The 13094-nt window shown below is 31.8% G+C and carries 13 protein-coding genes and 1 pseudogene; 11 read left to right on the forward strand and 3 right to left on the reverse strand.

The window, feature by feature from the left end:
* Positions 1-2 precede the first annotated feature (2 nt).
* The 9 genes and pseudogenes from rpsD (at position 3) to rplT (ending at position 8940) form a co-directional block, all read left to right on the forward strand.
* Complete coding sequence (gene rpsD / locus AAHJ01_RS01275; protein ID WP_342226816.1) at positions 3-614, forward strand: 30S ribosomal protein S4; 612 nt, start codon at positions 3-5, stop codon at positions 612-614.
* Positions 615-616: 2 nt separating this feature from the next.
* Positions 617-1576, forward strand: coding sequence for a DNA-directed RNA polymerase subunit alpha (locus tag AAHJ01_RS01280; RefSeq protein WP_342226817.1), 960 nt, complete (start codon positions 617-619; stop codon positions 1574-1576).
* A 543-nt stretch (positions 1577-2119) separates the two neighbouring features.
* Positions 2120-2476: pseudogene (gene rplQ / locus AAHJ01_RS01285) on the forward strand (50S ribosomal protein L17); the annotation flags it as partial.
* A 138-nt stretch (positions 2477-2614) separates the two neighbouring features.
* Positions 2615-5248, forward strand: a complete 2634-nt coding sequence (locus AAHJ01_RS01290) for a valine--tRNA ligase (RefSeq protein WP_342226818.1) — start codon at positions 2615-2617, stop codon at positions 5246-5248.
* Positions 5249-5341: 93 nt separating this feature from the next.
* Positions 5342-5527, forward strand: coding sequence for a DALR anticodon-binding domain-containing protein (locus AAHJ01_RS01295; protein ID WP_342226819.1), 186 nt, complete (start codon positions 5342-5344; stop codon positions 5525-5527).
* Between the two features lie 406 nt (positions 5528-5933).
* Positions 5934-7871 carry a threonine--tRNA ligase gene (thrS, locus tag AAHJ01_RS01300; protein ID WP_342226820.1) on the forward strand — a complete coding sequence of 646 codons (1938 nt, stop codon included), beginning with the start codon at positions 5934-5936 and terminating at the stop codon, positions 7869-7871.
* 3 nt (positions 7872-7874) lie between these two features.
* Positions 7875-8381, forward strand: a complete 507-nt coding sequence (gene infC, locus AAHJ01_RS01305; RefSeq protein WP_342226821.1) for a translation initiation factor IF-3 — start codon at positions 7875-7877, stop codon at positions 8379-8381.
* 11 nt (positions 8382-8392) lie between these two features.
* Complete coding sequence (rpmI, locus tag AAHJ01_RS01310) at positions 8393-8590, forward strand: 50S ribosomal protein L35 (RefSeq protein WP_342226822.1); 198 nt, start codon at positions 8393-8395, stop codon at positions 8588-8590.
* Between the two features lie 5 nt (positions 8591-8595).
* Entirely contained in the window at positions 8596-8940 is a 345-nt protein-coding gene (gene rplT, locus AAHJ01_RS01315) for a 50S ribosomal protein L20 (RefSeq protein WP_342226823.1), read from the forward strand.
* A gap of 1 nt (position 8941) precedes the next feature.
* On the opposite strand, the gene def is transcribed toward rplT, so the two are convergent.
* Both def and ruvX read right to left on the reverse strand, forming a co-directional pair.
* Entirely contained in the window at positions 8942-9433 is a 492-nt protein-coding gene (def, locus tag AAHJ01_RS01320; protein WP_342226824.1) for a peptide deformylase, read from the reverse strand.
* A 15-nt stretch (positions 9434-9448) separates the two neighbouring features.
* Positions 9449-9844 (reverse strand): Holliday junction resolvase RuvX, encoded by a 396-nt coding sequence (ruvX, locus tag AAHJ01_RS01325; protein WP_342226825.1) that lies wholly within the window; start codon positions 9842-9844, stop codon positions 9449-9451.
* A gap of 59 nt (positions 9845-9903) precedes the next feature.
* On the opposite strand from ruvX, the gene AAHJ01_RS01330 reads away from it, so the two are divergent.
* A complete protein-coding gene (locus AAHJ01_RS01330; protein WP_342226826.1) occupies positions 9904-10722 on the forward strand; it encodes a 2,3,4,5-tetrahydropyridine-2,6-dicarboxylate N-succinyltransferase in 819 nt (272 codons plus the stop codon).
* Between the two features lie 3 nt (positions 10723-10725).
* Positions 10726-12102: a CCA tRNA nucleotidyltransferase gene (locus tag AAHJ01_RS01335; RefSeq protein WP_342226827.1), complete on the forward strand. Its 1377-nt coding sequence runs from the start codon at positions 10726-10728 to the stop codon at positions 12100-12102.
* A 33-nt stretch (positions 12103-12135) separates the two neighbouring features.
* On the opposite strand, the gene lipA is transcribed toward AAHJ01_RS01335, so the two are convergent.
* Positions 12136-13008, reverse strand: a complete 873-nt coding sequence (gene lipA, locus AAHJ01_RS01340) for a lipoyl synthase (RefSeq protein ID WP_342226828.1) — start codon at positions 13006-13008, stop codon at positions 12136-12138.
* Positions 13009-13094 lie beyond the last annotated feature (86 nt).

A 13094-nucleotide genomic window follows, 5' to 3' on the forward strand; every position in this document is an offset into this window, starting at 1 on the left:
TTATGGCAAAATATATAGGACCTAAAACTAAAATTGCACGGAAATTTTGCGAAAATCTCTTTGGTAAAGACAAAGATTTTGAACGTAAAAAAAATCAACACGTCAGTTATCATAGACGAGTAAAAAAATCTGGATATGCTCTTCAACTTTTAGAAAAACAGAAACTCAAATATATATATGGTGTTTTGGAACGTCAATGTAGAAGAATGTTTAAAAAAGCATTAAGTATGAAAAAAAATACTGGTGAAGTCTTTTTACAGTTATTTGAATCTCGTTTAGATAATGTGGTTTATAGATTAGGTATCTCTCTATCTAGGTCATCCGCACGACAATTAGTATTACATGGACATATAACTGTCAACCAAAAAAAAGTAAATATTCCTTCTTATTTATTAAAACCAGGAGATATTGTAGAAATTATAAACAAATCTAAAAATAATCCAAATATTCAACATGTTTTGAATTCCCATAACTCGGATGGTCAAATAGTTGATTGGTTGGTATGGGATCAAGAAAAAATGCGTGGAACTTTTAAAAGTCTTCCTGAAAGAGAAAATATTCCAGAGAATATTAATGAACGAATAATAGTTGAATGGTATTCCAAATATAAATAAATATGACGATTGTAAATATTATACAACCTGAAAGAGTACTCATAAAGAGTGAAACTTTGTATTCAGGCATTTTCGAAATTAACCCTTTGGAACCTGGTTTTGGAGTTACTATAGGGAATAGCCTAAGACGAATTCTTCTTTCTTCTTTAGAAGGTTTTGCTATTACTTCAGTAAAAATTGAAGGAGTCAATCATGAATTTTCTACAATAAAAGGAGTAATAGAAGATGTTACAGACATTATTCTTAATTGTAAAAAAATCCGATTCCAAAAATCTAGTGATTTAAAAAGCACTAAAGAAGAAGTAACGGTTTGTATAAAAGATAAAGAGAAAATTACAGCGGGAGATTTTGGCACATTTATATCTGGATTTAAAGTATTGAACCCAGATCTTATTATATGCAATAAAAAAAAATCTATTCCTTTTAATATTTTCTTTATTATAGAAAAAGGTCGTGGATATGTACCTGCTGAATCAAATAAAAAATATGAATATCCCATAGGAACTATTGCGATTGATTCTATATTTACACCAATAAAAAATGTAAAATATACTGTGGAAAATTGTCGTTTTGAACCAAAAACATATTATGAAAAACTTTCTATAGAAATTCAAACAGATGGTTCTATCTCTCCTAAAGAGGCTTTGATAGAAGCTTCTAAAATTCTAATAAATCACTTTATGTTATTTAATGAGAATAATATTTCTACCGAGAGTCAAAATATTACAGAACTTTCTGAATATACTGTATACTTGGAGAAATTGTTGAATTCTAATCTTTCCGAACTGGGCTTCTCGGTCAGAGCACAAAACTGCTTAAAATCAGCAGAAATTTTTACGTTAAGACAACTAATAAGTAAAACCGAAAAAGATCTAAAAAAATTGAAACATTTTGGAATAAAAACTTTGAATGAGATAAATATCTTTTTAGAAAAAAAAGGTTTGGGTAGAGTTAAAAAATAATTCAATCTTAGTACGATAAACAGTACGATACAACTCATTCATGTTTTCTCTGGAACTCTGGGAGTAAGGATTGGTAATCCATAAAATTCCGTTATGGAGGTAAAGATTACCTGGTAAAAGGAGTGTTAAGAGAAAATGTGAATAGAATACTTTCTCAAGTTTATCATAGATCTATAGATCTTATTGAAGGTCCCAAAACATTGGTGGCTAATGCATTGCTAGGAATTTCTTTAGTAGGGTTGAACGCTTGTACTCTCACCATAAGCTACCTTTTCACAAGCTCCTCAAGCTCCTCAAGCTCCTCAAGCTCCTCAAGCTGCTGGATATTCACCTTAAGAACAAGTTTAAAGGAAGTGAATATCTTACTGGCGAAAATTATCACTCTATTGAAGACGTAATGGATAAAAATTGCGTAGACCCGACGATTATATCTCATAGTGAACGTCTGGCGAATAAGCTTTTGCGAATTGAAGAAATCCTTGCAGTATATGCCTATTATCCTCAATGGTAAGCTTTCTACTCACCCTACTCACCCTACTCACCATGATACACAGGAAAAAGATAAATCATCTTGGGAGAACGTCATCACATAGAAAAGCTATGTTGTCGAATATGGCCTGTTCTCTTATTCTGAAAAAAAGAATAAGTACCACTTTAGCTAAGGCGAAAGCATTACAACGTTTTATAGAGCCTCTTCTTACCAAGAGCAAAACATCTAGTACACATTCTAGACGCATAGTATTTTCATATTTACAAAATAAGTCCGCTGTTGTCGATATTTTTCTTACAGTGGCTCCTAAAATATTAGAGCGTCCTGGAGGTTATACCAGAATTATTAAAACTGGATTTCGATTGGGTGACGGTTCAGAAATGGCACTAATAGAATTAGTGGATTTTAACCCTAACCCATGGTATACTAAAAACAAATAATAGTACAAGCATTAAATCGCTATCTGGGGTTATAAGAATCGCGGAATTATCCACATTAATATATTCTTTTCTAGTTGTTCCAGAGGACGGCTAAATTTACAAAGCATTATGGAAATATTAACTCGTTACACACCTAAAAATATTGAGAAAAAAATATATCATTTTTGGCTTAAAAAATCTTTTTTTCATTCTATTCCTGATGAAAGGCCTTCTTATACTGTGGTAATTCCTCCACCAAATATTACTGGGATACTTCATATGGGTCACATGTTGAATAACACGTTACAAGATGTACTTGTACGTCGTTCTCGTATGAGAGGTTACAATACTTGTTGGGTTCCAGGAACAGATCATGCTTCCATAGCCACTGAGGCTAAAATAGTATCTCATCTAAAAGAAAAAAAACTTACTAAATCAAAAATAGGTAGAGAAGCTTTTCTAAAATTAGCTTGGGAGTGGACTCATAAACATAGAGAGACCATATTGAATCAACTTAAAAAGCTTGGATGCTCTTGTAATTGGAAATTTACAAGATTTACTATGGATAAATCGCTATCAAATTCTGTTATTCGTTGTTTTATTGATTTATATAGACGCGGATTGATTTATAGGGAATACAGAATGGTACATTGGGATACTGAGGCGAAAACCACTATATCAGATGAAGAGGTAATATATAAAGAATGTAAAGGAATACTTTATTATATAAAGTACCCGATTTTAGGTAAAAAAGAATATTTAATTATTGCCACTACTCGTCCAGAAACCTTGTTGGGTGATACGGCGGTTTGTGTTCATCCATATGATGAACGTTTTTCCCATATAAAAATGGGAGAAAGTATTTTGGTTCCCATTGTTCAACGTATAGTCCCACTCATAAAGGATGAATATGTAGATAGAGAATTTGGAAGTGGCTGTCTTAAAATGACTCCTTCTCACGACGTTAATGACCAAATTTTAGCTAAAAAATATCATCTAGAATTTATAGATATTCTTAATGAGGATGGGACTTTAAATGAACATGCTTTCCACTATCATGGAGAAGACCGTTTTAAAGTGCGTAAAGAGATTGTACAAGAACTAAGAGAAAAGGGTTTTTTGATAAAAGAAGAGTCCTTAATCCATAAGGTAGGCGTCTCTGAACGTACTGGATCTTTGATAGAATCTCGTCGTTCCATGCAATGGTTTCTAAAAACAACAGATATGGCTAAACAAGCGATTGAAGCTGTAAAAAATGGAGAAATTCACTTTCATCCCCCAAAAATAGAAAAGATTTATAAAAATTGGATGGAAAATATCCAAGATTGGAACATTTCACGTCAACTTTGGTGGGGACACCGCATTCCAGTGTACTATTATAATAATAATATAGAAGATTATATAGTGGCTGAAACTAAGGAGGAGGCTCTTAATCTAGCTAGTAAAAAAATAAATGGTATAACATTGGATCTGTTAAAACAAGACGAAGATGTGCTTGATACTTGGTTTTCTTCTTGGCTATGGCCAATTTCTGTATTTGATGGCATATCTCGCCCAAATAATAAAAGTATTCAATATTATTATCCAACTAAAGATTTAGTCACTGGACCTGATATTCTATTTTTTTGGGTAGCACGTATGGTTATGGCTGGTTATACTTTTATAAATAAAAAACCATTTGAGAACGTTTGTTTTACTGGTATTGTTCGTGATAATCATCACAAAAAAATGTCTAAGTCTTTAGGAAATTCTCCTAATCCTATTACCTTGATGAATCAATATGGGACAGATGGAGTAAGAGTAGGACTATTGCTTAATAGTCAAATGGGGAATGATCTGATTTTTAATGAAAAACTTTGTTTACAAGGAAGAAATTTTGCTAATAAAATATGGAATGCTTTCCGGTTGATCAAATCTTGGAAAACTGATTTTAATGCCCCTATTTTAACTTCTGAAAAGTTAGCTATAAAGTGGTTTGAAAACCGATTTGATCAGGTACTTGAACAAATAGACCAGTTATTTGAAAAATATAAAATTTCTGACACGTTAAATATTCTGTATAATTTTTTTTGGGATGATTTTTGTTCGTGGTATTTAGAAATTGTAAAACCCTCTTCAAAAGATTCGGTGTCAGATTTTCTATATTCAAAAACATTTAAATTTTTTGAAAAATTAATGAAATTGCTTCATCCATATATGCCGTTTCTTACAGAAGAAATTTGGCACAAAATTAAAGTCCGTGCAGACAAAGAAGCACTTATTATTAGTTCATGGCCTAAAAAAAAAAAAATTGAGGAAAAAATAATAACAGATTTTTGTCATATTATGCATCTTGTAATAGAGTTACGATCCTTAAGAAAAAGGCAGAGAATTTATGAAAATATTTCATTTTTGTTGTCCACTTGTATTAATGATGAAAAATCTATATTCTATCCCGTGGTTTTAAAATTAGAAAATATTTCGGAGCTTTCTTTTCTGGAAGAGAAACCTATTAATAACAAATTATCTTTTTTAGTTGGTACACAAGAATACTTTGTGTCTTTTGAAGGACAGACTAATCTCTATGAGGAGATTAAAAAATTAAAAAAATCTATAGAATACTATAAAGATTTTCTAGCAGATACAAGGAAAAAATTGTCAAATAAGCATTTTGTATATAATGCTCCTCAAAGAGTAGTTCATTTAGAAATGAAAAAAGAATATGATACCATAAAAAAAATAAAAATGCTACAAGATAGACTTAAAATTATACTAGAAAAGTAAAAGTCCGATCAGTTTATGTTTTCTTTAAATATATTGGATCTATCAAATAGGTTTTTAGTGAAAAGTTCGGCGTAAAATTTTAGTCCAGCTATATTGGCTAATTACATTTATGAACTAGCTAAATCTTTTAACGATTTTGACCAAAACGTAAGTGTAAAAATTATTCCAGATAAAAATCTGTATCAGGCTATTTTCCTACTAAAACTTTCTATTTTGTGTGGAGAAGTTTTAAAATTAGGCCTGAAACTTTTGGTAATCAATATGCCAGAACGTATGTAGAAAAAATACTATGTTTGATACTTTCCAAGATCAATTGGTAAAGATTTTCCATAATATTGAAAGTATTACAGAGAGTAATATTGAAAGTATTCCGTCGGGTTTTACTTAATGCTGATGTGAATTTTAAAGTCGCTAAGGAATTTCCTAAAAAACAAAGCTTTAGGTCAAAAAGTTAAACCCGAACAGGTTATAATAAAGATTGTCCACGATGAACTCGTAGAACTTCTGGGTGGACAGAATACTAGGATTAGGTAAACCCGCAACTATTCTTATTTAAGGTAGTGGTACGGAAAATTATACTTGTCCAGTAAAGAACGTAAACATAATCTAGACCGGTCTGGAACCTCTATAGTAGAATTTCTACTTAAGCAATTAGAACAAAAAATATAATCACTACTCTTTATCTATGACAGACTCTTCTTCTAAGGAAAATCTTATATGTATCAGATTTCCTAACGGTAAATCAAAAAAATTTCCATTTGGAACTTTACCGATAGAAATAGCTCATCATATCAATAAATCATTAGCTAATCGTGTATTATCTGCTAGTATAGATGGAAAACAAATAGAACTGGATACTCCAATAACTCAAGATGTACATATTGAATTTTATACCTGGGAAGATCCGATGGGAAAAAAAGCCTTTTGGCATTCATCCGCACATTTGTTGGCACAAGCTATTTTAAAAATGTATCCCAAATCTCTATTAACTATAGGGTCACCTATTGAGAATGGTTTTTATTATGACGTTGATATGTCTGGAGCTTCTATTTCAGAGAAAGATTTTATTAAGATTGAAACTATTATGATTGAAAATGCTAGAAAATGTTCATCTTTTCATCTGTATAAAGTTTCTAAAGTAGAGGCATTAAATTTTTATAAAAAAAATTCTTATAAAACAGAATTAATCCAAAATTTTGAGTCTATTACTTTTTGTCGTCACGACGATTTTGTTGATCTATGCCAAGGAGGGCATATTACTGGTACTGGTTGTATTAAATACGTAAAAATTCTTAGTCTCTCCGGAGTTTATTGGAATGGTGATAAAAACAACAAGCAAATTACAAGAATTTATGGTATTTCTTTTCCTAATCAAAAAGAACTTTATGATTACTTATTACGTTTTGACGAGTCTAAAAATAGAGATCATCGTAAGCTCGGAAAAGAACTTGGTTTATTTACTTTTTCAGAAAGAGTAGGATCTGGTCTACCACTTTGGCAACCCAAAGGAGCTATTTTACGAAAATGTTTGAAGGATTTTCTACGTAGTACACAACAAAAATATGGTTATGAAATGGTAGTTACACCACACATTGGATATAAATCTCTTTATGAAATTTCAGGCCATTGGGATAAATATGGGAAGGATAGTTTTTGGTCTATATCCTCCCCTAATAAGTCTGAAGAATTTTTATTAAAACCGATGAATTGTCCACACCATTGCGAAATTTACCGGTCACAACAATGGTCTTATCGAGACCTTCCCAAAAGATTCTCTGAATTTGGTACCGTATACCGATATGAACAAAAAGGAGAACTTCATGGTTTAATGCGTGTGAGAGGGTTTACTCAAGATGATGCGCATATTTTTTGTACTACTGATCAGCTTTTAGAAGAATTTAAAAAAGTTATTGAATTGGTGCTCTATAGTTTAGAATATTTTGGGTTTAAAGATTACACGGCTCAGATCTCTCTTAGAGATCATAAAACGCCTAATAAATATATAGGAACAGATGATAATTGGAAAAAATCTGAACATGCTATCATCCAGGCAGCAACATCTAAAAATTTAAAAATAAACATCTCCCATGGAGAAGCAGCTTTCTACGGTCCAAAATTGGATTTTATTGTAAAGGATGCTTTAGGACGTAGTTGGCAGTTAGGTACTATTCAGGTAGACTATAATCTTCCTGAGAGGTTTAATTTACAATACAGAGGAGTAGATAATCAATGGGATCGTCCTGTAATGATACATAGAGCGTCTTTTGGTTCTTTGGAACGTTTTATAGCTATTCTCATAGAGCATACTTATGGTAATTTTCCTTTTTGGCTTGCACCGATTCAAGTTCTGATTCTTCCCATAAGTTATAAACATATACTTTATGCAAAAAAAGTTTTAAATTTGTTATACGAATTTGATATTCGTGTCAATATTGATATTCGTGATGAGAAAATTAGTAAAAAAATCATAGATTCTGAGATGTCTAAAATTCCCTTCATGATATTAGTAGGAGATAAAGAGGTTACTTGCGGTAATCTTTCCGTAAGAGCACATAAAGAAGGAAATCTAGGTGCTTATTCTAAAGAAGAATTTATAGATTTAATAAAATCTAAACTTGTATAATCTATGAAGAATAAGAAGACTAATCATCGTATCAATGATAGTATTACATCTATTGATATACGTTTAGTGGGAGATAATGTAAAAAACGGAATATATTCCTTACGAGATTCCCTAGATATAGCTAAAAATCTTGGATTGGATTTAGTAGAAATTAATCCTAATATGTACCCTCCTGTTTGCAAATTACTAGATTATAATAAATTTCTTTATGAACAGAAGAAAAAGCAAAAAAAACTTAAACATAATCAGGTAAAAGAAATCCGTTTTGGTCCACAAATCTATGAACACGATTATGAATTTAAAAAAAATAATGCGAGAAAATTTCTCCAAGAAGGATCTAAGGTGAGACTCATAGTATTTTTCAAAGGCCGATCTATAATCTATAAAAACCAGGGCGAGGTATTATTATTACGTTTAGCAAGAGACCTTGAAGATTGCTCTAAGACAGAACGTATGCCTTATCTTGAAGGGAAAAGAATGTTCCTAGTTTTAACACCAAAAATAATATAATTGATTTTACAATGTTTAAGTTGAAAACTAAGTCTAGCGCTAAAAAGCGTTTTAAATTGACTTCTAATGGTTTTATCATAAGAAAGCATGCTTTTAAAAATCATATACTAACTAAAAAATCTATTCATAGAAAACGTCGATTAACTTGTTTTTCCATTGTTAGAAAATCGGATGAGAAAAATATCAAAAGACAATTGTTAATAGGTTAAGTTATATGCCAAGATCAGTGAACGCAGTGGCTTCCAAAGCCAGGAGAAAAAAAATACTTAAAACGGCGAAGGGTTATTATGGAGCACGAAGTAAGGTTTTTACCGTTGCTAAAAACGCTGTAGAAAAAGCTCTACTATACGCTTATATAGGACGTAAAAGAAAAAAAAGATCTTTTAGGAGATTATGGATTCAGCGTATTAATGCTGGCTCTAGAGAGTATGGATTATCTTATTCTAAGTTAATGAATAAGCTATCAAAAAATAATATAAGTCTTAATAGAAAAGTCCTCGCCGACTTAGCTATACATCATCCTGATGCTTTTAAAGTCATTGTCGAAAAAGTCCAGTGAATTATTTAATTCTATAAATTTTTTTTATTAAATTTCGTTTTAATGATGGAAGATAGTCTATAAATAATTTTCCATTAAGGTGGTCATACTCATGCTGTACTACCCTAGCTTCTATTCCATGAAGAGTCTCTTTGCATTTTTCCCAATGTTCATTATAATATTCTATTTCTATTTTTTTAGGGCGTTCCACGTTTTCTATAATTTTTGGTATGCTTAAACATCCTTCTTTATATTTCCAAAGATCTCTATGGGCCTTTATTATTTTAGGATTTATGAAAATCTCTTTAAAAGAACTCTCTCTCTCCGAAAGATCTACGATAAAAAGTTGTATACTCAAACCTACTTGAGGTGCAGCTAAACCAATACCATTAGCTTGGTACATGGTCATAAACATATTATTAATAATTTTTTGAATCTTTAAAAAGGAAGTTTCTACTTTTTTACATTTTTTCCTTAAAACGGGATCTCCATATAGAGAGATAGGTAACATCATTTAATTAGATTTTCTCTATCCAAGATAATCTTGTAAAATTAATACAGCGCTTATTTCATCAATTAGTGCTTTATTCTTCCGATATTTTTTTTTTAATTTAATATATGTTATAGAATCTTTAGCTATTTTTGAAGTAAAACGTTCATCTACACGAACTACAGGAATTTCGTAAAAAATTGATAGAAAATTTTTAATAAATGTTTGAATATCCTTTTCTATATCAAAGTATTGATTTTTAGGATCTCCTACAATTAGTGTCTTAACTCTCTCTTTAGAGAGGTACGAATTTAAAAAAATCATTAATTCTGATGTTTTCACAGTTTTTAATCCGAAAGCAATCATTCCAAACGGATCAGTTACTGCCAATCCTGTTCTCTTTTTTCCATAATCTATGGCTAATATTCGTGACACTCTCTATATAAATTTTTGGTATACAAAATTACTCTTTTGTTATAGAAACCCTGAGAATTATGCAAGAAGATCTTAAAAAACAGATAGACATTGCTTGGAAAAACAAAAAAAAACGTTTCACTGATGAAACTAAAAGAATAGTATTTAAGACCATTTCAAAGCTTGATAGTGGAGAGATTAGAGTAGCACAGTCTACAGAAGAAGGATGGAAAATGAACGAATGGATAAAAAAGGCCATCCTCATGTATTTTTCTATAAGAGAGATGAAAACGTATGAATTGGGTCCGTTAGAATTTCATGATAAGATTCCGATTAAATCAGAATATAATAAAAAAGATGTACGTGTAGTTCCACATGCCATTGCTAGATATGGATCTTATCTTTCTAAAGGGGTTATATTGATGCCTTCTTATGTTAATATAGGTGCTTACATCGGTCAGAATACAATGATAGATACTTGGGCAACGGTTGGAAGTTGTGCTCAGATTGGGGCACGTGTTCACGTCAGTGGTGGGGTCGGTATTGGCGGAGTACTAGAACCTTTACAAGCAGTTCCAGTAATCATTGAAGATGATGTTTTTATCGGATCTAGATGTATAGTAGTAGAGGGAGTGCATGTAGAAAAAGAAGCCGTTTTAGGAGCAGGGGTTATTCTCACTGGTTCGACTAAAATTATAGATGTTACAGGGCCATTTTCTCTAGAAATTATAGGCCGTATTACCAGTAGATCAGTGGTTATTCCAGGTACCTATCCGAAGAATTTCCCTGCAGGAATTTACCAGGTTCCTTGCGCACTTATTATAGGAAAACGGAAAGAAAGTACAGATAAAAAAACTTCTTTGAATGAAACTCTTCGTGAATATTCTTTATCTGTTTAGACTATGTATTTGAATAGCGCTATTAAAAATAGAATATTTCGTATTATTAGTCTATCATCTTCAGAAATTCAACAAGATTCATATGTTATAGGAGGGTCTGTTCGTGATGTTCTTCTTAAGAATAGACTGCCTAAATATATTGATATAGTAACAGTGGGAAGTGGTGTTCTTTTGGCCCAGAAAGTTTCTAAACACTTGAATATTTCTTCTAAAATCACCTGTTTTAAAAACTTTGGTACAGCTATTCTAAAATATAGGAATCATGAAATTGAATTCATAGGAGCTCGTAAAGAATCTTACAGAAATGATAGCCGTCAACCCATTGGTTCTATTACATCCTACCAAAAACGTAGGTCTTTTACTATCAATGCTATGGCGATCAGCCTGAATCCGTTTAATTATGGTAAATTAATTGATCCGTTTGATGGACTTTCTGATCTTCAGAGTCACCCCAGGAATCCATGGGTTACTTCTTCTTACGATCCATTGCGAATGTTGCGAGCTATACGATTTTCTAGCCAGCTTGATTTTCTTATTGAAGAGCAGGCGATTTGTCTACAACAAAATAGTATCCATATCGTTTCTATTGAACGAATCATGGAAGAATTTAATAATATTATGCTTTCACGTCAACCTTCTGTTGGGTTAAAACTTTTGCACAAATCTGGATTGTTATCAAAGATTTTACCAGAACTTACTGATCTAGAAGGAGTAGAAGAAAAAGAAGGACATTATCATAAGGATAATTTTTTTCACACTCTTGAGGTAGTAGATAATATAAGTAAAGTATCAGATTCACTTTGGTTACGATGGGCGGCGCTTTTGCATGATATTGGAAAATCTATCACTAAAAAATATGTATACCCTATTGGGTGGACGTTTCATTCTCATGAATTTGTAGGTGCACGTATGATTATAACATTGTTTCAAAGATTGAAATTCCCTCTGGGATCTACTGTGAAATATGTTAAGAAAATTGTTCAATTGAGTTCACGACCTATAGCTTTGGTGAGTAAAGAAGCGACTGATTCAGCATTTCGTCGTTTATTATTTTATGCTGGAAAAGATATTGATGATCTCATGTTGCTATGTAAAGCAGATATTACCACAAAAAATGATGAAAAACGATATCGTTATAAGAATAATTTTGCCTTAGTGGAAAAAAAATTGCTTAAGATTTCAGAAACAGATAGAATCCGTAATTGGCAATCTCCAATTTCAGGAGAAGAAATTATGAAAATTTTTAATTTACGTCCCTCCAAAAAAGTGGGAATTATAAAAAAGTCCATAAAGGAAGCAGTTTTAGAGGGACATATTGCTCACGATCGGGAATCAGTATATTCCTTTATTCTTAAAAAGGGTAAAGAATTAGGTTTGTAATAACATGCTCTTTTTACTGCGGACCCTGGCTGCTTAATGTATGTGTTTATATGCATGATAAGAAGAACGTACCAACGCACCGCTTTCTACATGTCTAAATCCCATTTTTAACCCTATTTCTTCATATTTTTTAAATTGTTTTGGAGTTATAAACTCTTTTACCGGGAAATGTTTTTTTGTCGGTTGTAAATACTGTCCTATAGTGATGATATCTACGCCTGAAGATTTTAAAACTTCCATCAGTTCAAGAACTTCTATTTCAGTTTCTCCCAATCCTAGCATAATTCCACTCTTTATTCTAGGTTGTCCCATTCTTTTTAAATAACGTAATACTTCTAGGCTACGATAAAATTTCGCTTGTATTCTTACCTCTCTACTTAGTCTAGAAATAGTTTCCATATTATGAGAAACAACTTCCGGACGTTCACGAAGGATTTTATCTAAAAAAAATGTATTTCCTTTAAAATCAGGGATAAGAGTTTCTAGTGTGGTGCTTGGATTGAATATCCGAATTTTTCGTATGGTATCTACCCAAATAAACGAACCCATATCCTTTAGATCGTCTCGATTTACCGAAGTAATAACTGCATGTTTTATATGCATTAGTTTTATAGAGATAGCTATCTTTTTAGGCTCTTCCCAGTCAATATTTTCTGGTAGGCCTGTTTTTACGCCACAAAATCTACAAGATCTCGTACAAATATTTCCAAGAATCATAAAAGTAGCTACCCCTCTACCCCAGCACTCTCCTATGTTTGGACAGATTCCACTTTGACAAATGGTATGAAGATTATATTGGTCAACCAACCGACGAATTTTCCTATAATTTTCCCCTGTAGGTAGTTTAACACGAATCCAATTAGGTTTAACAGAATTTTTCTTAGGTGGATCTTTCTTTTCTCTCATAGTTTCAATCTACTGTTTTTTTTTTACAATGATAATACAGTAGTAGATTTTGCTCTTGGGCTACGAGGGATGTGTAATCACCCTTA

Source organism: Candidatus Walczuchella endosymbiont of Icerya purchasi (genome assembly GCF_964030875.1).
In the GTDB taxonomy this organism is placed as follows: Bacteria; Bacteroidota; Bacteroidia; order Flavobacteriales; family Blattabacteriaceae; genus Walczuchella.